Raw genomic sequence first — 24158 nt, 5'->3', positions numbered from 1 at the left:
TTTGATTATACACCTTTTTCAAAAAGACAAAAACTATTACCTTGGTTTCCAAAGAAAACCATGACTTTATTCTTCCTGATAAACGACACAAAACTTTTCGCAAACACACAGCATTTGATCGTGAAAAGACAACCCCGCTGAGGCATAAGCTCGTCGAAAAAAAGCTTCATGAACACGGCGCCAATAAGCCAAAGTGCGATCTCCTTCCCCTTCTAAAAAGGCAAAGTCTGCTGTCACCTCATCAAAAGGCACGATCGACACTGACTCTAAGTAAAGAACAGCTTTTGGTACATCCGACCCATTTAAAAGGACACTATAGGTTCCTGATTGCGGCAATGCTTCTTGCTCGATTTCATAGAGCGCAGCGGCAGATGTCGTTGCCGTCTTTTTGCCAGCTAAAACCAGTGCTGCCAGTTCATCGGCCATTTGTGGTGTATCACCAAAGGACCAAGCATCTTCATAGGTCAAAGGAGATTGATTTCTTGGATTTGCTTTTAAAAACCGCTGCCAAAACGCCTGAATCTGACAGTCTTTTATTTTTGATTCTCTGGTTTCATCTGCCAATTTTTTTCACTCCAATACTTCGTATATGTTTGGACATTCTCAGCTTCTTGCCAATCATAGGCCAGCCCTAATTTCTCGCTGATGTTCTTTGCTTGGCCATCAAAACGTTTTTGCATCTTCAAGAGGGACTGACCGCAGGCAGTGATCGTGGAAAAATCAAGCAATGAGGTCAATTCCCGCCACTCCTTTTCCGTTAGAAACGACTGTAGGTATTTATGATTTTTCCCTGTACTCACCTGAAATTGCTGAGCTTGGGCAACGAACAAATCTTCAATCCATAACAATTCTTGCCAACAAATAGTGTATAAATGATCCGCAGCATAAATCAGCTGCTTTCGAAGCAGCCCTTTCACGACATACGTGCTTACCCACCAAAATTCGTTGCAGTGTTCCTGAAAAGCGGCTTGGGTCGGGCGCTTGATCCAGTAATACGAATGATTTGCTTGATTAGCAAAACTTAGTATTTGGTCTGGATCAAGCAGCGGATGCAAGCCTGGTTCGTTAGCCAGACGATCGACCAGTGCAAGAGGACATAGCATGAGATCGATTCTTACTCCGTCTAAAAAATGCATCAAGTACGTAAAACACCCGCCCAAACTTGGCGGATAGATGGTGCTAGCTTCCGGTGTTTGCCTGATCATGATCGGTCCAAAGGCTTCTAACCATGAAGGATCATCGACCAAGGGCTGAATATCATTCATTACGTAAACCACATCAAAGTCTTGTAAAAAATCTTTTGGCGCCTGTGGATCGGTCCGTGAACCAGATAAACCGATGGCACGTGCCCCAACACGTTGCCCCACAGACAGGATCAATTGGTGCAATTCTGCTTCTTCCCTCACCGTCTCCACCTCTTTTTCGTTTCGTTTTTGAACACCTAAGCTCTTTTTATAAATATTAGCATAGTTTCTTTTTTTCCACGACATTCGCAGGGAAAATATGCTATAATTTTATGTCGCAATTTTTTTAAGGAGGATCCTTCGTGAACGAACGTCAAAAAGAACAACAACATGTCAATGAAACCATTGCTCTGATCCACAGAGAACAAGCGATCCTTTCGCAGCAAAAACAAGAGTTAGCCGCTAAAATGGATGATCAATTAAAAGAAATCGCCGATAAGAAAATTCGCGGGGGCGACAGTGAAGCCTTTTATGAATCAGTTATCGAGTACCAGCAGCATGAACAAGAATTGCTGATAAAATACCAAACCGCAGAATCACAAGAAAAACGCGTCAAAACCTTAACAACGATGGCGGGCAATCCGTATTTTGCTCGAATCGATTTCAAAGAAGAACAAGAAACCGAGACCCTCTATTTGGGGATCGCTTCATTGCGAGACAAAGATGAAGAAACGATCGTCATCGACTGGCGCGCACCGATCGCCAATCTTTATTATGAAGGAGAGCTTGGTGAGACCTTCTACGAAACAGACACTGATCGGTTTACGGTAGAATTGCTTTTGAAACGCCAATTTAAAATTCAAAATGGTGAAATCTTGTCGATGGTCGATACTTCGGAGATCATCAATGACGAATTTTTGTTGGAAATATTGGATGAAGCCTCTTCTTCTCAAATGCGTAACATCGTTTCGACGATCCAAAAAGCACAGAATCAAATCATTCGTGATACCACCAATAAATTCTTACTGATCGAAGGAATTGCTGGAAGTGGGAAAACCTCTGCTTTGTTGCAGCGGGTCGCCTTTTTACTTTATCGGAATCGCAAATGGTTGGACGAAAAACAAGTCTTGCTGTTTTCACCCAATCATTTGTTTTCTGACTATATTTCCATGGTCCTGCCTTCTTTAGGTGAAAGTGAAGTGCCCACAAGAACCTTCCACCACTTTATCCAATTGATTCTGACTGGCTATGAAGTGACGAAAGAAACCCAACAAGAAGAAACCTTTTTAAGCGGCGACGATGATGCCATTGAAAAAATCAAAAGTAGTCTTTTCTTGGTGGAAAAAATCAACCGTTATGTCCGTTCGATTGCACCGATCGGTCCCTTGTTCCGTGATCTAAAAATCCAAGGGCAAACCTATTTGACAAAAGAACAGATTCGCCGCTGGTATCAAGAAACCAATAACGAACTGCCGATTTACCAAAGAACCCAACTGCTTCAAACGAAATTATTAAAAAAAATCGGCGGCTTGGAAAAAGATGAAGCCAAAAAAGACTGGGTCAAAGAAGCGACCGAAGAACAATTGCAACAAGTATTTGCCAATGATCCTCATCAGGAATACAGCGAAGAAAACGAACGCCGTTTGCGGAAGAAACTTAGACAGCAGATCGTCCGCAAGAAGTTCCGTTCCTTGACGCGAGGAGTGAAAAACTTTCAGTTTATCAACCAAGCCAAGCAATACTTACACTTTTTACAATCGGTTGAGTCTGCTGCAGTCAAAGAAACTGGCATCGAGGCTGCGACTTGGCAGCAAAGTATTGCCGATATTCGACAAGGCATGCGCCAAAGACAGATCAAACAAGAAGACGCCGTTTTGTTTTTCTTACTGATCAAACAGCTTTATCCTGTTCATGTCGAAGAAAAAGCTCGGTTTATCTTTATCGATGAAATGCAGGATTTTCCACCAGCACAAGTGGCCCTACTGCGTCAGCTTTATCCAAAGGCTGGCATCACCCTGTGCGGCGATTTGAATCAAAAAGTGTATGGCAATGAAACGATCGTCGGGGCATTAGCAGAATTATTCCCCCGCGAAAGTGTGAAACGTTATCAATTGAAAACCAGCTATCGTTCGACTAAGGAAATCACAGATTTCGCCAATCAATTTTTAGTTGGCAGTGATCAAGTGGAATTGACGGCTCGTAAAGGGGCGGTACCAACAGTTGTTAAAGGAACTGCAACTGAAAATCTGGCTTTCCTAGAAACCAGTATTCGTGACGCCGCTGAGAATCAGCGTTGGCGCACCGCGATCATTTGTAAAACCGCAAAGGATTGCCAGCAGTTATATGCCCAGCTGGCAGAAACAATGCAGGAACAAGTGCAGCTGATCACCTCTGAAGAAGACTTCATGAAACGCAATGTGATGATCTTCCCGGCCTTTTTAGCAAAAGGGCTAGAGTTTGACCAAGTATTTGTCTGGACACCAGGTGCCACTTTCGTGACTGAACAAGACCAATTGATTTTTTATACAATGGCGACACGGGCGATGCATCAGTTGACCGTCCTCACCCAAGAGGAATTGCCGCTGCTAGCAAAAGCTGATCCTACCACTTATCAGTTCCAAGAAGCATCAACGATCGGATAACAAAAAACATCACTTTCGGCGAGTTCCCAAAGGAAACAAGCCGATCGTGATGTTTTTTTAGCCTTTTAACTCGCCAATAAATAAACGGGTTTCTGGATAGCGCATCCCTACGATGGTTAAAATCATTTGCAGCTCAGAAACGTGTTCGGGATCTTCTGGAACAAATAATTTTGTATGTCGTCCAATGCTGCCGTTATCGATCAAGCGATGGGTACGATTCCACTCACTAAATTCTTCAATCGTCGTAAAGCGACTAAGAGGAAAGCCAGCGCCATCCAGAATTTCTGTCAATCGAAAAAGTACATAGGAACTGTCGATGACAAATTCTTTTCTATGAGGCAAAGCACGCGTTCGTTTATAATCAATAATTGCTTTTTCTGGTCGGTGCTCTAAAAGCCAATCCAACAGCAAGAAGAACCCTTCCATTCGATACTCATCGATAAAGAGCCGTTCAGAGTATTCCGACATGCGAAAGACTAATGGAATCAAGAATCGCTCTTTATAAATTAATAAGGGTGCGCGATCAACGACGACATTTAAATAACGATTCAAATAAGAAGAACCACGATAATCACCTAGACGATACCCTTCTACCCCATACTTTTGATATTTCCGACAAAGAGCCGAGCAGTCAGAAATCGATACAGACACTTCTGCTAGCTTTTCAAAACCACTTAAGATTCGATTAAATGGCTCTAAAACGATTTTTTCTTCCATGTCTGCCCCCCTAACGATTTGTTTGCTTATGTAGTAAATCATAACACATAAAATGTATAGAAACCAACTGAAAAGATGATCAACACAGAAGAATTTTCAGTAAATGAGCAACGCTACCGCTTCATTATTTCTCTTGCATAAGCGATAAAGCTTCTACATAAAAAAACATACTAAAAAAATGGCAGCCAGATTGTCTCTAGGCTGCCAAGTGACACTTATTCTTCCGCGTCTGCCACATTGTGATAGACGTTTTGTACGTCTTCAAGATCTTCTAACACATCGATCATTTTTTCGAATTTTTCTAGATCGTCACCCGTCAAGGTTACTTCATTTTGAGGAATCATTTGCATTTCTGCAATTGAGAATTCAGTGATTCCTTTTTCTTTCAAGGCTTCTTGAATGGCATGGAAGTCACTTGGTTCACCGTGAACGATGATTTGTCCATCTTCTTCAACGACATCACGAACATCGATCTCTTTGTCCATCAAGTATTCTAAGATTTCATCTGCATCGTCACCAGCAAAGCCAAAGAGTGCCGTGTTATCAAACATATAAGCAACGGCCCCTGAAACACCCATATTCCCACCGTTTTTACCAAAAGCGGCCCGAACATCGGCTGCGGTACGGTTGACGTTATTTGTCAACGTATCGACGATCACCATTGATCCATTTGGTCCAAATCCTTCATATCGAAGTTCTGCGTATTGTTCATCGCCAGAACCTTTGGCTTTTTCAATCGCACGGTCAATAATGTGTTTTGGCACATTGTAGGTTTTCGCACGTTCGATAACAAAGCGTAATTTTTGGTTCGCGTGAGGATCAGGATCACCCGATTTTGCTGCTGCGTAGATTTCGATTCCAAATTTCGCATAAACTCGGCTATTGTTTGCATCTTTAGCAGTTTTTTTCGCTACGATATTTGCCCATTTACGACCCATGATTTCACTTCGCTTTCTTGTTTTTAAAAATCCTTATTCATTATACTTGTCAAATGGCGTTCTGTGAAGTAATTTTCACTTATTTATCAATAAAAAGCGGAATTCTTCGAAAATTTTGTTCTGTGATTTGAGGATTCCCTTGCTGATAAATCTGGTCGATCCGCAATGACAAGCCATAGCGCTGTGCTTCTTGCTTACCAAATTTAGCGATCAGCGGCAGGGTCAGCTCTTTTTTGACCTCTTTTAAATAGTGCTGCCCTTGCTTCGTATACCCTAAGACTCGAATAAAGGAATGTTCTTGAGCTTCCTTCATTTCAGCTTTTGTCACTTGGAACAATACATAACAAGCAAGACGCTGCAGCCGCGTTTGGGTATAGCGTTTTGTCTTTAACAACTTGATAAAATCTGCAAAAGAATCCGCCGCCGTCACATATTGTTTTAGTCGATATTCTAGTCCTTCTTCCATCTGGTAAATAGCAGCTAATTTTTCGATTGGGGCAGAAATGATCTGGTATTGAAGATACGGCCAAAAGGCTTCCCAGTCGACTGTTGCTTGTGAAAGAAAGTTTTGTGTGGCTTCAGGAACAAAATCCACAACAGCTGCACCTTGTTTGATTGCTTGGCGAATGGCTGTTGCACTGGCGATTGTTGGATGATCGAATTGTTCTGAATGATAAGACGCCGCAACGCGTTGGATGGGGACCAAGCGCATTGGTTTTTCATAATGCAGCACTTCCCGTGCATACGCCATACCCAACAGATGATTGGGCTGGTCTTTTTCTGCATGGTACTCGGGATAAAGCTCACTGAGGACCGCACTCATTTTTTGACTATAGGTAGCATTTTGCCTAGCTAAGCGTTGAAATGCGTCATCGATCATCACTTGATTTTCTTTTTCAAAGTGAGCAAACTTGGCATAGTCGAAGGGTTGTTTCGTATCTGTGCCAAAGCATAACAACTCACATTGCAGATCCTGCAGAATCCTAATCGCTCCCGATGCAAAAAAATCAGCGGAGTGGACGGCCCAAGCGGGGGGCAATTCGACGATCAAGTCTACACCATGTTGTAGTGCTGCTTGAGCTCGCTGCCATTTATCAATGATTGCTGGTTCGCCACGCTGTAAAAAATTTCCACTCATCACCGCAACGACGACATCAGCATTCGTTACTTGCCGTGCTTTTTCCACATGGTATTGGTGTCCATGGTGAAAAGGATTGTATTCTACGACTAGTCCGCAAGCCTTCATCGACATCCCTCCTGTTTTACATAACGGTTACTTATGGCAGACAAAAAACCAGCGACGGCTTTTTTCATTTGGCTTCGTATCGATAAAATCGGCATAGCATTCAACATTAGCAAAACCAGCATTTTCTAACATTCTTAAATAGCTTTCAAGAGGATAGGTTCTTTCTTGATGAAGCTCATCTAAGCGTTCAAACAACCCATTCTCTTGTGCAACAAAAAAGGTCAAGAAGTGTTCAATGCTATGGTCTTTTTCGCCTTGATAGCTTTCCCAAAGAAAGGCAAATTCATCGGTTTGGTAATGATAGCTATAATCAGGAAAGACTTCATCGATTTGATATACGGAATGCACATCAAATAAAAAGACGCCATCTTCTTCTAAACAACTGTAAACACCATCAAACACTTGCTGCACACTCTGCTCGTCTTCCATGTAGCAAAGGGAGTCAGAATAGCAGGTAATTGCTTGATAGGTGCCAACATCTACGAGATCCAGCATGTCACCCGCAACAAATTGCACAGCCGCCTCTTCTTTTTCAGCCCGTTGACTAGCGATCATCAGCATCTCTTCTGAAAGATCTAACCCAGTCACGTCAAAACCAGCCTTGGCAAACTCAACGGCTAACGCACCAGTTCCACAAGCCAATTCTAACAGCTGTTTTCTTTTTCCTAAATGACGACAAGAAAAATCCAGCCACTTTTTATAGAGACTGGAATCCATTACTTCGTCATAGACAAATGCGAAGGTTTCGTAAGCCATTACGCCACGACCCATTCATTAAGATCCACAAGCGGCGCATCAGACCATAATTTTTCTAGGTTGTAAAAAGCACGTTCTGAGGCACTGAATACGTGAACGATCACGTCACCTAAGTCGATCAAGACCCATTTTCCACCATCTTTTCCTTCGACACGGCGAACAGATACTTGATTTTCTTCTTCTTTATCGATGACTTCATCAATGATCGCATTGATTTGACGTTCGCTATTTCCTGAACAGATCACAAAGTAATCTGCGAGCAAAGAGATTTCCCGCACATCTAATGCCATAATATCTTCGGCATGTTTTGAATCGGCGGCTTTTACAGCAATTTCTAATATTTTCTGACTATCTATGGTAATTCCCTCCTATATTTGGCTACCCAAAAATTGTAGGTTTCGATCGTTTTTGGGTAGATAACTGCTTCTGTTTCGATCAAATGAAGCAAGGTATGTTTCGTTTCGTAAGCAACAGCGGCATCTAAGTCAATCATTGCGATCTCTCTGGCTTCAACGACTCCAGGAAACGTACGTCCGGGTTCGATATAATCTGCCACATAGATGATTTTATCTAACAGGCTCATCTTAGCAGCTCCGGTGGTGTGCAAACGGATCGCTTGTAAGATTTCTTCGTCATCGATTTCTAATTCTCGTTGAACGAAATCAGCACCGACAAGTCCATGCCAGATGGCATTGTTCCAGTTCAAGAGATCCAAGTCGAATCCGTCTCTACGAATGACTAATTGAAATTCTTCATCGCTGCGTTCTTTCGCATAATCATGCGTCAAGGCGGCGATGCTGGCTTTGACCGGTGAAGCACCATATTTTTCCGCAAGGGCAACGGCCGTTTTTTCGACACCTAACACATGCTCAAAGCGCTTTTGACTCATCTGCATTTGGACCTTTTGCATCAAAAGTTCCCGTTCTGCTTGTGTGTAGTGTTCACTCTTCATCCAAGTACAACCCCTTTTCTTGAATATAGTGTAACACATTATCTGGCAATAAGTAGCGAACCGAACAACCTTGTTGCACTTTTTTACGAATTGTTGTTGAGCTGACATCCATTAGCGGGATATCGATCCAAATAATCGGGTATGGGCTATCGATCGGCACTTCTGGACGACGAACCCCCACAAAAGTCACCAATTCCATCAGCTCATCAATTTGATGCCATTTTGGTAAATAGTTCACCATATCTCCGCCAATGATAAAATAATAATTGGTATCTGGATTCTTAGCTGTCAATTCCCGCATCGTATCAACCGTGTAACTCTTACCTTTTCGTTCCAACTCAATGGTCTCTACAGCAAATCGTGGATTATCGGCGATCGCCAACTCCAACATCGCCAAGCGGTGCTCAGCTGGGATCGTCTTTTTCTCATCAACATGAGGCGGTAAATACTCAGGCATGAAATAAACTTTATCCAGCCCTAATGCTTGCCCTACTTGCTCACCCATGACCAGATGTGCGTAGTGTACTGGATTAAAATTCCCACCAAGAATGCCCACTTGCTTTTTCGGTACAAGTTCTTGTGTTTGTGTCTCTAAAACCGTTTGTACCTTTCCAAATGTTTGTCCTTGCATGCCTTCTCCCTCCTAAATTGAACGAACTTTGCTTGAAATCGTTTGGTATTTTTCTTTGCTTGACGGTTTGAATAAAACGATCACTCGTCCGATGATCTGTACCACTTCACAGCCGACTTTCTCACGGATCGTTTCAGCTGCTTCGTCAGCAACCTCATCGGTATTTTGGAGCAATGAGACTTTGATCAATTCTCGTTTTTCTAGCGCTTCTTCAATTTGCGCCATCATCGCGTCATTCAAGCCGCCTTTGCCGATTTGAAAAATCGGGTTTAAATGGTGCGCTTCACTTCGTAAAAATCTTTTTTGTTTTCCTCGTAAGTCCATATTCTTCCTTCTTCCTTATACTAATGCTTTACGTCTAAGCACATCGACACCCTTTGGCGCCCACCCAGCGATGACACACGGTTTGGTGATCGTGATCCAGCCAAGTCCAGCAAAAACGATATCGGTTTTTTCTTTGATTGAAAATTCGAAACGGACGAGTTCAGGAAAATCCGCCACTTCATCTGCTCGCGGCGGCTGCAGCAGCCCACCAACATGTTTCTCATAAAACTCATCGGCTTTCGTTAATTTGGTCCGATGGATCGCCACATCATTTGCTACATAAGCAATAAATGAACTGCGTTCTCCTTGAATGAAATCAAATCGGGCAAGTCCTCCTAAGAACAAAGTTTGTTCTGGATTCAACTGATACACCTTTGGTTTGATCTCTTTGGCTGGTGCCACGATTTTTAGATCTTTTTTACCTAAATAATGCGCCATTTGATGACGATGAATAATTCCTGGTGTGTCGATCAAGAAGTGTCCGTCATCCAAGGGAATCTCGATTTTATCCAATGTGGTTCCCGGGAAACGCGAAGTCGTGATCAATTCGTTGATCCCCGCTGTTTGTTTGATGATTTGATTGATCAATGTTGATTTTCCAACATTCGTCACACCCACCACATAGACATCGCGTCCTTCACGATACGTTTCGATCGCTTGCAGTAAAGCTTCCGTTTCACCTGGCTTCTTGGCACTCGTCAATAATACATCCACTGGTCTTAAACCAGCTTCATGAGCACGTTCCTTCATCCATTGGGTCATCTTCGATTTTTTCAAAGATTTTGGTAAAATATCCACCTTGTTGCCCACTAATAAAACAGGATTATTGCCGACAAAGCGGTGCAGTCCTGGGATCAATGAACCATTAAAATCGAAAATATCGACGACATTAACGATCAAGGCTTCTTTTTCCCCAATTTCATTCAGTAGACGCAGAAAATCATCGTCTGTAAGGGAAACATCTTGGATCTCATTGTAATGGCGCAAACGGAAGCAGCGTTGACAATAGACTTCTCCTGATTCAAGTCCTTTTTCTAATGCGGATTGCGGGGTGTAGCCCAATTCATTGGGGTTCGTTGTCTGAATCACTGCCCCGCAGCCGATACAGTGAATTTCTTCGATTCCTTCTGTCATATTAAATTCCTCCACGCCATTTTAACTCTGGGTTGTGCTTCAATAAATAGTTCATGATTTTTCTTTCTGCGGCTCGATTAAATTGGGTTTTCCAAGAATCCGTTGGGATCACTGGTTTCACTAAAATACTGCGAACACCGGCACGATTGGCACCTCGTACATCCGTCATGATTTGATCGCCGATCATCACGACCTCTTCTTTTTTCAAGCCTAATTGCTGATAGCCTTGTTTGATCCCTCTTGAAAAAGGTTTTAATGCGCGGTGTACGTATTTCAAGCCAAAGGGCGCAACTGCCCGTGCCACTCGTTCACTATTGTTGTTGGAAACGACAACTACCGGTATCCCAGCATTTTTCATTTCCAGTAGCCAGTTTTTTAGTTCTTCGGTTCCGTCAGGATTGTTCCAAGCAATCAAGGTATTATCAAGATCGGTCAAAATCCCTTTGATCCCCTGTGCCTTTAGTTGGCTAGGGGTGATTTTATAAATCGCATCGACCATCCAAGTCGGTTTATAATTTGAAAACATAAAATCTCCTTTGCTGCATGATTTCTTCACGTATTAAAAATCGGCGACTAGTCATCGATCCAAATTGTCGATCCTTAAAAAGAAACAGTCCGATCTGCCTACAATCACGCAGATGGTTTCTATCAAGATCAGACCTCTTCAACCTGTAATTATACAATAGAATCTTTTTGAATACTAGCAAGTGCGCCAGTTTCTGCAGGTTTCTTGTAAAAGAACTGAAAAAGGAACCTGCCAAGACAACCGTTTGTTCTATCACTTCTTTAAAGTAGTCTTTTTTCCGTCAAAAAAGCATCCTTTTACTGAAAGGATGCTTAGGAAAGGTCCAAATTTATCACTAACAACTGCGAACTTCTCGCAGTTTACAATACTTTACTCAAAAAATCAATGGTTCGTGGATTTTTCGGATGATCAAAGATCTGTTCTGGCGTTCCTTCCTCCATAATGATTCCCTGATCCATAAATAAAATCCGATCCGCGACTTCTTTCGCAAAGCCCATTTCATGAGTGACGATGACCATCGTCATTCCTTGCTGAGCCAAACGCTGCATGACGGACAATACTTCGCCAACCATTTCTGGGTCTAACGCTGAAGTCGGTTCATCAAAGAGCATCACGTCTGGTTCCATCGCCAAGGCACGTGCGATAGCGATTCGTTGCATTTGTCCACCAGAAAGACTTTGAGGATAGGCTTTTGCTTTGTCTGGTAAGCCAACATCATTTAGTAGTTGTTTTGCCAACTGATCAGCCGCCGATTTTGCTACCTTCTTGACTTTCGTCGGGGACAAAGTAATGTTTTCTAAAACCGTCATATTCGGAAAAAGATTAAAATTTTGAAATACCATACCCATTTTTTCACGCATCTTATACAAATCATTCTTTGGATCGGTAATATCGGTTCCTTCAAAAAAGATTTTTCCGCTTGTCGGTACTTCTAATAGGTTCAAACAGCGTAAAAACGTGCTTTTTCCTGACCCAGATGGCCCAATCACCACTACGACTTCTCCTTGATCGATCGTCGTTGTGATCCCTTTTAGCACTTGATTGCTGCCAAAGGTTTTGTGTAAATCTTGAATATCTAACATCATAGCTTGTCTTCTCCTTTTAACGACGATAGCCTTTGCCTAGTTTCTTTTCCCATAAACTCAATAGTCGCGAAGTCGTAAACGTCAAGATGAAGTAAATGACCGCCGCCACATAGAAAGGCGTTAATGGTTGGAAAGAACTGGTGACAACGATCTGCGCACTGTTCATCAGCTCGTAGATGCCGATCGTTGAAAGCAAAGAGGAATCCTTAATCAAAACGATAAATTCATTGCCTAGTGGCGGCAAAATGTTGCGTAGTGCTTGTGGCAATACGACATAACGCATCGTTTGAAAAGGCCGCAACCCTAAAGAACCAGCCGCTTCTGTTTGACCGTAATCAACGGCATTGATTCCCCCTCGGACGATCTCAGCAACATATGCCCCAGAATTAAGCGAGAGCGCAATGATCCCAGGAAATAGCCGCCCAAAATCAAGACTCAACACGCCGATCGAGACCGTCGGCAAGGCAAACATTCCTTGCAAAAGACCAAAAGCGATCAATATCTGCACCAGCATCGGTGTGCCGCGGATGACTTCAATATACGCATTAGCAAACCAGCGCAAAGGCGTCACTTTTGATAATTTCATCAGGGCGAAAATCACCCCTAGAATCGTTCCAAAGATCACGGTGATGATAGAGATCACGATGGTGATCACCACACCAGAAAGAAAATAAGGGTAATATATCGCTAAAAAGGATAAATCCATAATTGTGTCTACTCCGTTCTATCTATTGCGCCGCATTTTCGTTGGCTAGATCTGTGTTCTTTTGTACATACTCATCGATTGTACCATCTTCAATCAATTCTTTCAAAATACTGTTTAGTTCTTCTTGTAATTCGGTACTCCCTTTAGGTAAAGCAATTGCATAAGAATCGCCTTCAGATGCTTCTAATGCTACATCAGTGATCACGAGGTCATCATTTTGTGCAACATACGATTCAGCAACCGCACTTTCAAGGACCAAACCGTCGATCGAGCCTTGTTTCAATTCATTGACTAGATTCGGAACTTTGGCGATGGAAACCAATTGCGAATCAGCTAATTGATCTTGAACGATCATTTCTTGGATCGAGCCTTTTTGAGCGCCTACTTTTTTGCCAGACAAGCTTTCGATTGAATCAAATGCCGATTCATTGTTTTTATTAACAACTAATTTTTGTTCTGGTGTAAAATAGTTATCGGTGAAATCAAAAGTCTGTTTACGTTCGTCAGTTGCTGAGATGCCTGAAACAGCGATATCGGCTTTCCCTTGTTGCAAAGCAGTCAAAACAGCATTGAAATCAAGGTCCAAAATATTCACTTCGACACCAAGACGATCAGCGATCTCATTGACCATATCGATATCTGCGCCCACGATCGTATCTTTGCCATCGATCAAGGCATGAAATTCAAACGGGGCAAAGTCAGCAGAAGTTGCCACATTTAACACACCAGCTGCTTTGATGGCTTCCAATTGATTATCCGACGAACCGCTGGCACTAGAACTTCCAGTACTCGATGAGCCGCCATTCCCACAAGCTCCTAAAACCAAAATCCCCGTCAATACAACAAGTGCTCCAAATAATTTTTTCATTAAAAACGCTCCTCTTCAAAACAAATATTTATGCAATATAATCTTCTTATATTCAGAATATATACATAATAGCACAGAATAATTAAATTTTAAACTAAAAACTTCGCCATTTGTACGATTTATTCAATAACACTTTTAATAAAAAAATACTAGGATACCCATCCTCTAATCAGAGTGGATATCCTAGTTTTTAAAATCGGCGAAAACGTTGATACCTTGCCTCAAGCAATTCATCTGTTTGCAAGGTAGAAAGTTCGGCAAGTTTCGTTGAAATTGCCGCTTTCATCTGTTCCATCAATTGCTCTTTCGGTAAAAAGGCCTCTTCATGGGTTTCAGCAATCACTTTTTCAATAACACCGAGTTCATATAGTTCTTGAGCTGTGATCTTCATCAAGCCAGCAGCTTCTTTGGCACGGCTGCCATCTTTCCATAGGATCGAAGCAAAGCCTTCGGGAGATAAAATGGCATAGATCGAATGTTCCATCATCCAAACCTCATCGCCTAATGCCAGTGCTAAGGCACCGCCGCTGCCGCCTTCACCAATGATGATTGCCAAGATCGGCACCGTTAAATCGGACATTTCCATCAAGTTACGGGCAATCGCTTCGCCTTCTCCGCGCTCTTCCGCGCCAATACCGCAAAACGCCCCTGCTGTATTGATCAATGTGACCACAGGTCGCTGAAATTTTTCTGCTTGCTTCATTAAGCGTAACGCTTTGCGATAACCTTCAGGATGTGGCGAGCCAAAGTTTCTGCGTAAATTTTCAGGCAGATTACGGCCTTTTTGAATACCGATCACGGTCACTGGCTTGCCATCTAAACAAGCAATGCCGCCAACAACGGCTTCATCTTCGCCAAACAGACGGTCTCCATGAAACTCTTCAAACTCAGAAAAAATGCCGTCAAAGTAATCCAGTGCCGTCAAACGGTCTTTGCTGCGAGCGAGTTCAACGATTTCGTGGGCTGCTCTAGTCATTACGATCCCATCCTTTCCGCGTATGCAAAGAAATCAAATGGTGGATTTTCTCCCGCAAGTTCGTCCGCGGAACGATTTGATCGACAAAGCCATGATCTAACAGAAACTCTGCCTTTTGAAAGTCTTCAGGTAGTTCCTGACGAATGGTTTGTTCAATCACACGTCGTCCAGCAAAACCGATCAAGGCTTGCGGTTCTGCCAGGATGATATCCCCTTCCATCGCAAAACTAGCGGTGACGCCACCGGTTGTCGGGTCCGTTAAAACCGTTAGATAAAACAAGCCAGCTTTACTGTGGCGTTTTACCGCCGCAGAGATTTTTGCCATTTGCATCAGTGACAAAATTCCTTCTTGCATCCGCGCACCACCTGAAGCGGTAAAAAGAACAACTGGTAGCTGTTTTTCGATCGCACGTTCAAACAAACGGGTAATCTTCTCCCCTACGACCGTTCCCATACTGCCCATGATGAAATTCGCATCCATGATTCCGATCGCTAACGGCAATCCTTGAACTTTTGCTTCTCCTGTGAGGACAGCCTCATGCAACCCAGTTTTTTCTTGCATTTGGGCGACTTTATCCAAATATCCAGGAAAATCAAGAGGATCTTTTGTGGTTACATCTGTGTCCCATTCTTCAAAACTTTTCTCATCAATCGTGATAGCGATCCGTTCCCAGGCACTGATTCGGAAATTATACCCGCAGTGAGGACAGACTTTCTCTGCCCCCATCTCCTTCGTATAAAGCGTTCGTTTGCAACTAGGACATTTCGCCCAAAGATTATCTGGTACGACTGGTTCGTTCGTTGGCAGCTGACCTCGATTAGGATTGATGCGAATGTAGTTTTTCTTCTTAAATAAAGCCACTCATCTTCCCTCCTATTGTTCAGGTGTCCAATTTGGCAGAAATTCCTCTTGTAAAAAGGCGGTTGTATAGTCTCCCGCAATCACTTTCGGGTGACTGATCAAGTCCATTTGGAATTCTGCATTCGTAATGACACCATCGGTCACTAATTCGGCTAACGCCCGCTGCATCTTCATCAACGCTTCGAAACGGTTCTCGCCGTGAACGATCACTTTAGCGATCATAGAATCATAATAAGGTGGAATCGTGTAGCCAGAATACATGGCACTGTCTACACGAACGCCTAGGCCGCCACTTGGTAAAAACAAATTGTTGATCTTGCCTGGTGACGGTGCAAAATTGAAGGCTGGATTTTCTGCATTGATCCGACATTCGATCGCCGCGCCCGTCATCTTGATGTCTGCTTGCGTCAAGCCTAGCGGTTCGCCACTAGCGACTTCAAGTTGTTTTTTGACTAGATCAATGTTTGTCACCATTTCGGTGATCGGGTGTTCCACTTGAATTCGAGTGTTCATTTCCATGAAATAAAACTCCCCAGTGTCCGCCATTAAAAACTCGATCGTGCCAGCATTACGATACCCTACCGCTTGTGCGGCACGCACCGCTGCTTCTCCTAGTTCTGCTCGCTTGCTTTCAGAAATCACCACAGAAGGGGATTCTTCCAACACTTTTTGGTTGTTGCGTTGTAGCGAGCAATCGCGTTCACCAAGGTGGATAATATTACCAAAAGAATCACCTAACACTTGCACTTCTATGTGTCGAGCAGGATAAATGATTTTTTCAATGTACATTTCATCGTTGCCAAATGCCGCTTTTGCTTCTTGCTGCGCCGAAGCAAAATGATGCGGCAACGCTTCTTTATCGGCGACTTTCCGTATCCCTTTACCGCCACCGCCGGCCGCAGCTTTGAGCATGACTGGGTAACCAATCTCTTCAGCGATCGTTAAAGCTTCTTCCACATCAGAAATCGCGCCTTTGCTTCCGGGAATGACCGGTACTTCTGCTTCGATCATCAAGCGTCTTGCATTGATTTTGTTTCCCATTGCATCGATAGTCTCACTCTTTGGCCCAATAAAGACGATATTGCATTCCTCGCACATCGCAGCAAAGCGGCTATTCTCTGAAAGAAAGCCAAATCCAGGATGGATCGCCTCAGCCTTTGTGACGATCGCAGCGCTTAGGATCTGCTGTACATTCAAATAAGAGTCGGCTGCTTTGGCAGGTCCGATACAAATCGCTTCATCGGCAAGCTCTGTATGCAACGCTTCTTTATCTGCTTCTGAATAAACGGCGACCGTTCGAATACCTAATTCGCGACAAGCGCGAATGATACGTACGGCGATTTCGCCACGGTTTGCGATCAATACTTTAGAAAACATGTCTCACCTATCCAATCATGAAAGTCAATTCTGCTTCCGCCACTTTTTTCCCATCAACATAGGCAATTCCTTTGCCGATGCCAGCTGCAGATTTCACTTTGATTATTTCTACTTCTAAGATCAAGGTATCGCCTGGTGTTACTTTTTTTCTGAATTTCGCTTTGTCTAAACCGCCAAAGTAGGCAGTTTTCCCACGAAAATCTTCCAATGATAGCAATGCCACAGCACCTGCTTGTGCCATTGCTTCCACGATCAATACTCCGGGCATCACTGGTTCATGGGGAAAATGACCTTGGAAAAACGGCTCATTGATAGTAACGTTTTTCTTCGCAACGACCCGTTTGCCTTCTTCTAACTCCTCTACCCGATCCACTAAAAGCATCGGATAACGATGAGGGATGATTTCTTTGATTTCTTGAATCGTTAATGCGCTCATTGCTTTACCCTTCTTTCACACGGAATAATGGTTGATTGTATTCAACGATTTGTTCGCTTTCAACCAAGACTTCAACTAATTCGCCATCGACGTCGCTGACGATTTCATTCATGACTTTCATCGCTTCAACGATACAGAGAATATCACCTTTTTTCACGTGATCGCCGATTTGTTTGAAGTTGTCTTTATCAGGACTTGGTTTCAAATAAACGACACCCACTAATGGAGAGACAACTTCTTTGCCCTCTAAGACAGGTTTTGCCGTTTCTACTGTGTCCGGTGTTGCTGAGACAGCAGGCGTTGGTGCAGTAGGAGTTGGCGCAGCATTCGCTGCAGGAGCAGATGCAGGTGCAGAGGATGCACTTTGTAGCCCACTTGTCGTATTTTTATTAAAATAAAGTTCAAATGTCTCTTTTTTTAATTGAAGCTCAGTTAACGTCGATTGATCGAATTGGCTGAGCAGCTCTTTTACCTCATGTGTTTCCAATTACGCTTCCTCCCAACGTTTCAACAAGATCACTGCATTATGACCGCCAAACCCAAGTGAATTACTCATGGCATAGGTCAATTCTGCTGGTTGGCTTTGATTGATAACAACGTTCAAGTCGATCTCAGGATCTTGTTCTGTCACGTTGATGGTTGGTGGAATAAATTGATGTTGTAATGCTAATAGTGAAGCAATGGCTTCGATTCCACCAGCCGCCCCAAGCAAATGACCAGTCATTGACTTTGTACTGCTGACATATGGTTTTTTATAGTCTTCGCCCAATCCGTATTGGATCGATGTCGCTTCTGCACTGTCATTGGCAGGCGTGCTTGTACCGTGGGCATTGATGTAGCCAACTTCAGCTGGGGTGATCGATGCTTCTTGCATCGCCAATTTCATTGCTTTTCCAGCACCTGATCCATCAGGATTTGGCGCAGTCATATGGTAGGCATCACAGTTCGCACCGTACCCTACGACTTCACCTAAAATCGTTGCCCCACGTTTTTGCGCATGCGCCAATGATTCTAAAATGAAGACGCCAGCGCCTTCACCCATGACAAACCCACTACGATTTTTATCAAACGGAACGGAAGCTTTGTCAGGGTCTGATTCAGTGGTTAACGCCGTCAGAGACGCAAAACCAGCGATACCGATTTCACAGATCGTCGCTTCTGAACCACCAGCGATCATGACATCTGCGTAGCCATGCTTGATGTTCCGAAAAGCTTCACCGATTGAATGGGTACCAGAAGCACAGGCGGAAACAGTCGTCGTACAAATGCCTTTCGCACCTACCCGTAATGCAATGTTGCCGGCAACCATATTTACGATCGACATCGGTACGAACATTGGTGATACCCGATTTGCTCCTTTGTCATGCATCCGAATTACTTGGTCTTGAATCGTTGGCAAGCCGCCGATCCCTGAACCAACCATCACGCCAAAACGATCCACATCAATGGTTTCTGTATCTAACTTCGCCATTTCCATCGCTTCTAACGCCGCATAAATTCCATAAATGGAAAAAAGATCCATCCGCTTCGTATCTTTTTTAACGAAGTACTTTTCTAACGGAAAATCTTTGACTTCAGCGGCAACTGAGATCCCTGTTGCTTCTGCGTCAAATTTTGTAATCGGGCCGATGCCGTTGGTCCCGTTTTGTAAACTTGCTAAAAATGTTTCTGGGTCATTTCCGATTGGAGAAGTGACGCCGTATCCTGTAACTACTACTCGATTCATCTATTCTTCCTCCTACCCTTGCATTGCCATCCCGCCGTCTACACTGATCACCTGACCAGTGATGTAGGGGCTTTTTGCTAAAAAGACTGCTGTTTGCGCAACATCCTGTGTGGAACCAAAACGCTGTAATGGAATATTTGCCAATGATTGTTCTTTGACTTTATCCGACAGCACTTCAGTCATCTCTGTTTCGATAAATCCTGGGGCGATCGCATTGCAGGTGATCCCCCGAGCGGCACCTTCACGAGCGGCAGATTTCGTAAAACCGATCACGCCAGCTTTACTTGCCGCATAGTTGGCTTGCCCGATATTTCCCGTCAAGCCGACCACACTCGTCAAATTGATGATGCGGCCTTCTCGCAGCTTCATCATTTTTTTCAACGCGTGCTGCGTCATATTGAAGGTACCAGTCAAATTGATTTTGATCACTGAATCAAAATCTTCGGGTTTCATTCTCAACAATAATTTGTCATTCGTGATCCCGGCATTATTGACTAAAATGTGGATCGGTCCGACTGCCGCTTCTGCTTCTAAAAGCATGGCTGCCGCTTGATCAAAATCAGAAATGTCCCCATTGATCGCTACACATTTCACGCCGTAGCTGGTGATGCGATCGATCAGTGACTGGGGAATTTCTTTTCGTCCATTTAAAACGATATTCGCTCCTTCTTTGGCAAAGGCTTCCGCGATGGTAAAACCGATCCCTCGCGAGCTACCAGTTACAAAGACGTTTCTATTTTGCAGATCCATAAATTCCTCCTAGTTGAATCGGGCTAGTGTATCTGCCAACGTTTGGCTATCTTCTACACGCGCAGTCTGTATTTCTTTGTCTATTTTCTTCATAAAACCGCTCAATACTTTTCCTGGTCCGATCTCGATGACTTGTTGGATGCCAAGCTGCTTCAGTGTCGCAATGCTTTCGTAAAAACGCACTGGCGATTTCACTTGCAGCGTCAACAGTTCCTTGATTTGGTCTTGCTGCATTGGCTGCGCGGTCGTATTGCTGATGACAGGTACTTGTAACTCATCAAAGGTGATTTGAGCTAATTCCTGTGCTAATTGCTGCGATGCGGGTTCCAACAAAGCAGTATGGAAAGGACCGCTGACATTTAAAGGAATCACCCGTTTGGTTCCAGCAGCTTGTAACAATTCCACCGCTTTATCCACTGCCGGCGCTTCACCGCCAATGACGATCTGCTGCGGCGTATTGTAATTCGCTGGTGTCACGATCCCCACTTGACTTGCTTCTTTACAGATTTCTTCAATCGTTTCAGCGGGTGTGTTCATCACAGCGACCATTTTCCCAATACCTGCTGGCGCCGCACTTGCCATATACCGACCGCGCTTTTGCACCAATGCGACTGCTGTCTGGAAATCAAGCGCACCACTAGCGACTAAGGCTGTATATTCGCCTAAACTCAAGCCAGCAACAGCATCTGCTTTGATTCCTTGCGCATCCAAAAGTCGCCAAAAAGCCGTACTTACCGTTAAGATGGCAGGCTGCGTATATTCCGTCTGGTTTAAACGTTCGTTTTCAGTAAAGCATAGCTCGGCCATATCATATCCTAGAATGGTGCTGGCTTGTTCAAACGTCTCACGAACGATTGCTTCTTGGTGATAGAGCTCTTCTCCCATTTGGGGGTACTGTGCGCCTTGACCGCTAAATAAAAAGGCTGTCTTCATCTTGCACTCCTTCATTACTTTGATCGTTGTCGTTGGAGAACATGGCTTCTTGCAGTTCGTCTATGAATCAGCAAAAACACGTTCTTAAAAAGGAAAGGCTAGGCTGTCTGCCTAGCCTTTGTTTTATGCTTGTTGTTTTTCTACATATTTAACTAGATCTTCAACGGTTGTGATACCATCTTCTGTTTCGATCTTCACATCGAATTCATCTTCGATCTCGTTAATGATTTGGAAAAGATCCAAGCTGTCTGCTTCTAAATCTTCTTGGATGTTTGTGTTCAATTTGATTTCTTCTTTTTCTTTTCCTAATTCTTCTGCTACGATTTCTTGAATTTTTTCGAATACCATGTGTATATTCCTCCAATGTGTTTTTCAATAGTAATTTTGTTTCGTGAACAAGTTATAAGGTGGCTAACATAGTTCCCCATGTCAATCCGCCGCCAAAACCTGAGAACACCACTTTTTGACCACTGCCAAGTGACAGTGTACCTCGTTTGATTTCTTCATCTAGCAATAACGGAATCGAGGCTGCCGAAGTATTGCCATAATCTTGCATATTTTGCAAAAATTTCTCACGGGGCTGCTTCAGCTTGCGAGCAACTTTGTCTAAAATACGTGAATTTGCTTGGTGAAGCAAAAAATAATCGATTGCTTCATCTTGTGTCAGATCATTGATCGAGGCGACCACATCACGCGTCGCAAAATCAAAGATTTCTCGTCCAATCATTTGCATACAAGCACTATACGCCGGAGCGTTTTGTGAAAAAGGATTCTCATTCGTTCGAAAACCAGATGTTAAGGACATGCCTCGCGTCCCATCTGCTTTTAAAGACTCTTTGAGCAAATGCTGCTCTGAAGATGCTTCCAACAATAGACCGCCGGCACCATCTCCGAATAAAACAGCCGTCGAACGGTCGTTCCAATCCAAGACTTTTGAAAGTACTTCTCCACCGATGACCAATCCTTTTTTAGCGCCCGTTCGAATCAGTTTTTCAGCCATAGACAATGCATAAACGAAACCAGCACATGCTGCACTGATATCAAAAGCAAAGGCATTGACTGCCCCAATCGCCCCTTGGACTTGGCAAGCAACCGCCGGTGTATTGAAATCCGGTGTGATCGTCGCTACCAAGATAAAATCTAGACTTTCTGCTGAAAGCTGAGCATCTTGTAAGAGCGTTTGAGCGACGCGAATACAAAGGTCTGAAGTGTTTTCGCCGACAGCGACTCTTCTTCGTTTGATTCCCGTGCGAGAATGGATCCATTCATCTGAAGTATCCATCAAATTTGATAGATCATCATTTGTTACGATTTTTTCTGGAACATAACTTGCAGTCGCGGTAATTTTTCCAAACATATTCATCCATTATTCTCACTTATAATCTTGTAAAAAGTCATGCAGATTTTTCAGTGCTTTCAACAGTGCCTGTTCCTCTTCAGGAGACATCTGACTCAAGACACCCTTCACCATCTCACGATGAAAATGCTGATGAACACGATAAAGGAGTTTTCCTTTTTTCGTCAAACCTAGTTTGACGACTCGCCGATCATCTTCACTGCGAATCCGTTCTACATATTCTTTTTTCACCAAACGATTGATCGCGATGGTCAAAGTCCCAACAGTGATCGAAAGCTCTTTGGCAACTTCAGTCGTGGTCTTTTTTTTGTACATCCCGATGGCTTCGATGGTATGCATTTCGGTAATTGAAAGGTCTTTGAATTGAGATTTTTTCAATTCAGATTCTTCAATCACTAAGATGTCATTAAAGACGCTGACTAAGTAGTCATTAACTGTTTCTAAATTGGGTTCCATAACCTTCACCATCCGAATACTTTGATAATCAAATCATTTGATAGTCAAACTATATCGGAAGTTATTGAGAAATGCAAGAATTTTTTCGAACTTTTTTTATTTTTAAGCGCATTTTTATTTAAGAATTGATTTTCTAAGATTTTAAAAGCTGCAAGTTGACAAAATAATCCGTTTCTGTTATAGAGAAATTTCCTTTGAATGTCAAAGTTTATCATTTTGTTGCCTCCACTCTATTTCTAATTTTTTATTGTCGATAGCCAACAAACGTTGCTCTCTTACGCTTCATCTGCTACTCTTTGAAGGAAGGAGAGGAACGATCGATGAATCCGAACAAAGAGTTTCTAAAAAACAAAGCAAATGCACTGCCTGAAAAGCCTGGTGTTTATTTAATGAAGGATCAGCACAACGAAGTCTTGTATGTAGGAAAAGCCAAATCATTGAAACAGCGTGTCGTTTCTTACTTCCGAAAAAATCAGCAGCATGCCAATAAGGTGCTTCGACTTGTTTATAATGTCGTTGATTTTGAAACGATCGAAACAGATACAGAATTGGATGCACTATTACTTGAATGTCGTTTGATCCAAGCTTTTCATCCTATCTACAACCGACAAATGAACCATTCAGCCAACTATTGCTTTGTTGACTTGACGAATCATACCTTCACGATCACTCAAACACCACAAATTGGCAGTTATGGTCCCTTTCGGCAAACAAAAAAATTGCCAGCATTGTTTCAAGTATTGTCAGAAACCTTTCAATTGCCGACTGTCAACGAACTGACGCTATTGACCTTACGTAAGCAACTCCCTCAAATGGATGCGTATCCCTTGGAACAGAAGTGGCGAGAAATCGGCTGTTTTTTTGCAGGAAAGAAGACCGACTGTTTTTCACTCCTTAAAAAACGCTTAGCATATCTGATTGATCACCTATTGTTTGAACAAGCTAGTGTACTGCAGCGCCAGATCCATTTAGCACAAAGCTTTTACCAAGAAATCGTGAGGGTCAATCAGTTTATTCAAGAACCAGAAGTGATTTTTTCTATTCTCCTTGACTTAGAGGAGCCAGGATCACAGACGACTCAAATCAAATACTATCAAGTTAGCTTTGGCAAGTTGATCCAAACAAAAGTTCTTTCTCCCGAGGAAACATTCCAGCCACTCCCGCCAGCAAGCGCTGCGCTTCCTTTAGCCCCGGAAGATCTCGATCCATTAGGGATCATCCTTAATCACCTGTATCGCCAAGAAAAAGCAGCAGATAAATAAAAAACAGCAAGCCCAAGTAGGCTTGCTGTTTAGAAATGAGAAAGCGACGACGAACGTCCCACTCATTCTTATTGGATCAAATCATAGATTTCCATGGCTACAATATCAACATTATCAAATTGATAAGATTGACTTGATTCTGCTTCCGTTAATTCAAACGTTTCTGTCGAATTGTCATAAGTAACGGTACATTTTTCGACGCCTTCTTTTTCAAAACGACGTACTTGAACTTCATTGTCTTGCGCTTCGACCATCGCTTCTAAACGTTTGATGATAGCGACTAATTGCGAACTTTTCATTCGTAAGCCTCCTTT

At 43.1% G+C, this 24158-nt stretch carries 29 protein-coding genes; 2 read left to right on the top strand and 27 right to left on the bottom strand.

Translation table 11 applies throughout. From position 1 onward, the window contains the following. Positions 1–66: 66 nt before the first annotated feature. Together IGJ44_RS07460 and IGJ44_RS07455 are read right to left on the bottom strand one after the other, a co-directional pair. Complete coding sequence (locus IGJ44_RS07460) at positions 67–564, bottom strand: ASCH domain-containing protein (protein WP_081116852.1); 498 nt, start codon at positions 562–564, stop codon at positions 67–69. After that, positions 534–1406 (bottom strand): aminoglycoside 6-adenylyltransferase, encoded by an 873-nt coding sequence (locus IGJ44_RS07455; RefSeq protein ID WP_167827387.1) that lies wholly within the window; start codon positions 1404–1406, stop codon positions 534–536. Before IGJ44_RS07455 ends, IGJ44_RS07460 begins: the two co-directional genes overlap by 31 nt. Positions 1407–1546: 140 nt before the next feature. Here IGJ44_RS07455 and helD point away from each other — a divergent pair, with 140 nt between their 5' ends. Continuing rightward, a complete protein-coding gene (helD, locus tag IGJ44_RS07450; RefSeq protein ID WP_167827388.1) occupies positions 1547–3826 on the top strand; it encodes an RNA polymerase recycling motor HelD in 2280 nt (759 codons plus the stop codon). 57 nt (positions 3827–3883) lie between these two features. Here helD and IGJ44_RS07445 read toward each other — a convergent pair whose 3' ends face one another. The 24 genes from IGJ44_RS07445 to fabT form a co-directional block, all read right to left on the bottom strand. Beyond that, positions 3884–4543, bottom strand: a complete 660-nt coding sequence (locus IGJ44_RS07445) for a hypothetical protein (RefSeq protein WP_005225912.1) — start codon at positions 4541–4543, stop codon at positions 3884–3886. A 215-nt stretch (positions 4544–4758) separates the two neighbouring features. Further along, complete coding sequence (locus tag IGJ44_RS07440) at positions 4759–5481, bottom strand: YebC/PmpR family DNA-binding transcriptional regulator (protein WP_074536431.1); 723 nt, start codon at positions 5479–5481, stop codon at positions 4759–4761. Between the two features lie 79 nt (positions 5482–5560). Then, positions 5561–6727, bottom strand: coding sequence for a nucleotidyltransferase (locus IGJ44_RS07435; protein WP_167827389.1), 1167 nt, complete (start codon positions 6725–6727; stop codon positions 5561–5563). Positions 6728–6754: 27 nt separating this feature from the next. After that, positions 6755–7483, bottom strand: coding sequence for a class I SAM-dependent DNA methyltransferase (locus IGJ44_RS07430; RefSeq protein ID WP_034695540.1), 729 nt, complete (start codon positions 7481–7483; stop codon positions 6755–6757). Next, positions 7483–7824, bottom strand: a complete 342-nt coding sequence (gene rsfS / locus IGJ44_RS07425) for a ribosome silencing factor (protein WP_034695537.1) — start codon at positions 7822–7824, stop codon at positions 7483–7485. Before rsfS ends, IGJ44_RS07430 begins: the two co-directional genes overlap by 1 nt. Before the next feature lie 11 nt (positions 7825–7835). Next, the gene (gene yqeK, locus IGJ44_RS07420; RefSeq protein WP_005225907.1) at positions 7836–8435 is read right to left on the bottom strand and encodes a bis(5'-nucleosyl)-tetraphosphatase (symmetrical) YqeK; all 600 of its coding nucleotides are present in this window, start codon (positions 8433–8435) and stop codon (positions 7836–7838) included. Further along, complete coding sequence (locus tag IGJ44_RS07415) at positions 8425–9066, bottom strand: nicotinate-nucleotide adenylyltransferase (RefSeq protein WP_005225906.1); 642 nt, start codon at positions 9064–9066, stop codon at positions 8425–8427. Before IGJ44_RS07415 ends, yqeK begins: the two co-directional genes overlap by 11 nt. Before the next feature lie 12 nt (positions 9067–9078). After that, positions 9079–9390: a ribosome assembly RNA-binding protein YhbY gene (gene yhbY / locus IGJ44_RS07410; RefSeq protein ID WP_005225905.1), complete on the bottom strand. Its 312-nt coding sequence runs from the start codon at positions 9388–9390 to the stop codon at positions 9079–9081. A 15-nt stretch (positions 9391–9405) separates the two neighbouring features. Then, positions 9406–10524, bottom strand: a complete 1119-nt coding sequence (yqeH, locus tag IGJ44_RS07405; protein ID WP_010748089.1) for a ribosome biogenesis GTPase YqeH — start codon at positions 10522–10524, stop codon at positions 9406–9408. Between the two features lies 1 nt (position 10525). Continuing rightward, a complete protein-coding gene (locus tag IGJ44_RS07400) occupies positions 10526–11050 on the bottom strand; it encodes a YqeG family HAD IIIA-type phosphatase (RefSeq protein WP_005225903.1) in 525 nt (174 codons plus the stop codon). A gap of 359 nt (positions 11051–11409) precedes the next feature. Continuing rightward, positions 11410–12135 (bottom strand): amino acid ABC transporter ATP-binding protein, encoded by a 726-nt coding sequence (locus IGJ44_RS07395; RefSeq protein ID WP_005225901.1) that lies wholly within the window; start codon positions 12133–12135, stop codon positions 11410–11412. A gap of 16 nt (positions 12136–12151) precedes the next feature. After that, on the bottom strand, positions 12152–12841 hold the full coding sequence (locus tag IGJ44_RS07390) for an amino acid ABC transporter permease (RefSeq protein ID WP_005225900.1): 690 nt from the start codon (positions 12839–12841) through the stop codon (positions 12152–12154). Between the two features lie 22 nt (positions 12842–12863). Next, a complete protein-coding gene (locus tag IGJ44_RS07385) occupies positions 12864–13709 on the bottom strand; it encodes a transporter substrate-binding domain-containing protein (RefSeq protein WP_074536434.1) in 846 nt (281 codons plus the stop codon). Between the two features lie 190 nt (positions 13710–13899). Beyond that, on the bottom strand, positions 13900–14685 hold the full coding sequence (locus IGJ44_RS07380; RefSeq protein WP_010748087.1) for an acetyl-CoA carboxylase carboxyl transferase subunit alpha: 786 nt from the start codon (positions 14683–14685) through the stop codon (positions 13900–13902). Next, positions 14678–15547, bottom strand: coding sequence for an acetyl-CoA carboxylase, carboxyltransferase subunit beta (accD, locus tag IGJ44_RS07375; RefSeq protein WP_005225897.1), 870 nt, complete (start codon positions 15545–15547; stop codon positions 14678–14680). Before accD ends, IGJ44_RS07380 begins: the two co-directional genes overlap by 8 nt. Before the next feature lie 12 nt (positions 15548–15559). Further along, the gene (locus IGJ44_RS07370; protein WP_074536435.1) at positions 15560–16924 is read right to left on the bottom strand and encodes an acetyl-CoA carboxylase biotin carboxylase subunit; all 1365 of its coding nucleotides are present in this window, start codon (positions 16922–16924) and stop codon (positions 15560–15562) included. Between the two features lie 7 nt (positions 16925–16931). After that, positions 16932–17360: a 3-hydroxyacyl-ACP dehydratase FabZ gene (gene fabZ / locus IGJ44_RS07365; RefSeq protein ID WP_005225895.1), complete on the bottom strand. Its 429-nt coding sequence runs from the start codon at positions 17358–17360 to the stop codon at positions 16932–16934. 4 nt (positions 17361–17364) lie between these two features. Beyond that, complete coding sequence (accB, locus tag IGJ44_RS07360) at positions 17365–17847, bottom strand: acetyl-CoA carboxylase biotin carboxyl carrier protein (RefSeq protein ID WP_074536436.1); 483 nt, start codon at positions 17845–17847, stop codon at positions 17365–17367. Then, positions 17848–19086 (bottom strand): beta-ketoacyl-ACP synthase II, encoded by a 1239-nt coding sequence (gene fabF, locus IGJ44_RS07355; RefSeq protein ID WP_005235583.1) that lies wholly within the window; start codon positions 19084–19086, stop codon positions 17848–17850. A gap of 12 nt (positions 19087–19098) precedes the next feature. Then, a complete protein-coding gene (gene fabG, locus IGJ44_RS07350; protein ID WP_008378189.1) occupies positions 19099–19836 on the bottom strand; it encodes a 3-oxoacyl-[acyl-carrier-protein] reductase in 738 nt (245 codons plus the stop codon). A gap of 9 nt (positions 19837–19845) precedes the next feature. Continuing rightward, complete coding sequence (fabD, locus tag IGJ44_RS07345) at positions 19846–20769, bottom strand: ACP S-malonyltransferase (RefSeq protein WP_074536437.1); 924 nt, start codon at positions 20767–20769, stop codon at positions 19846–19848. 123 nt (positions 20770–20892) lie between these two features. Next, positions 20893–21117, bottom strand: coding sequence for an acyl carrier protein (locus tag IGJ44_RS07340; protein WP_005225890.1), 225 nt, complete (start codon positions 21115–21117; stop codon positions 20893–20895). A gap of 52 nt (positions 21118–21169) precedes the next feature. Then, entirely contained in the window at positions 21170–22132 is a 963-nt protein-coding gene (locus IGJ44_RS07335) for a beta-ketoacyl-ACP synthase III (protein ID WP_005225889.1), read from the bottom strand. Positions 22133–22141: 9 nt separating this feature from the next. Then, entirely contained in the window at positions 22142–22582 is a 441-nt protein-coding gene (gene fabT / locus IGJ44_RS07330) for a fatty acid biosynthesis transcriptional regulator FabT (RefSeq protein ID WP_008378199.1), read from the bottom strand. A 320-nt stretch (positions 22583–22902) separates the two neighbouring features. Here fabT and IGJ44_RS07325 point away from each other — a divergent pair, with 320 nt between their 5' ends. After that, a complete protein-coding gene (locus IGJ44_RS07325) occupies positions 22903–23844 on the top strand; it encodes a GIY-YIG nuclease family protein (RefSeq protein ID WP_016610190.1) in 942 nt (313 codons plus the stop codon). Positions 23845–23912: 68 nt separating this feature from the next. Here IGJ44_RS07325 and IGJ44_RS07320 read toward each other — a convergent pair whose 3' ends face one another. After that, the gene (locus IGJ44_RS07320; RefSeq protein ID WP_005225886.1) at positions 23913–24143 is read right to left on the bottom strand and encodes a YkuJ family protein; all 231 of its coding nucleotides are present in this window, start codon (positions 24141–24143) and stop codon (positions 23913–23915) included. Between the last annotated feature and the right edge of the window lie 15 nt (positions 24144–24158).

The sequence above is a fragment of the Enterococcus sp. DIV1368d genome, from assembly GCF_050542975.1.
In the GTDB taxonomy this organism is placed as follows: domain Bacteria; phylum Bacillota; class Bacilli; order Lactobacillales; family Enterococcaceae; genus Enterococcus_D; species Enterococcus_D casseliflavus.
This window is presented reverse-complemented; position numbering and strand designations above follow the sequence as displayed.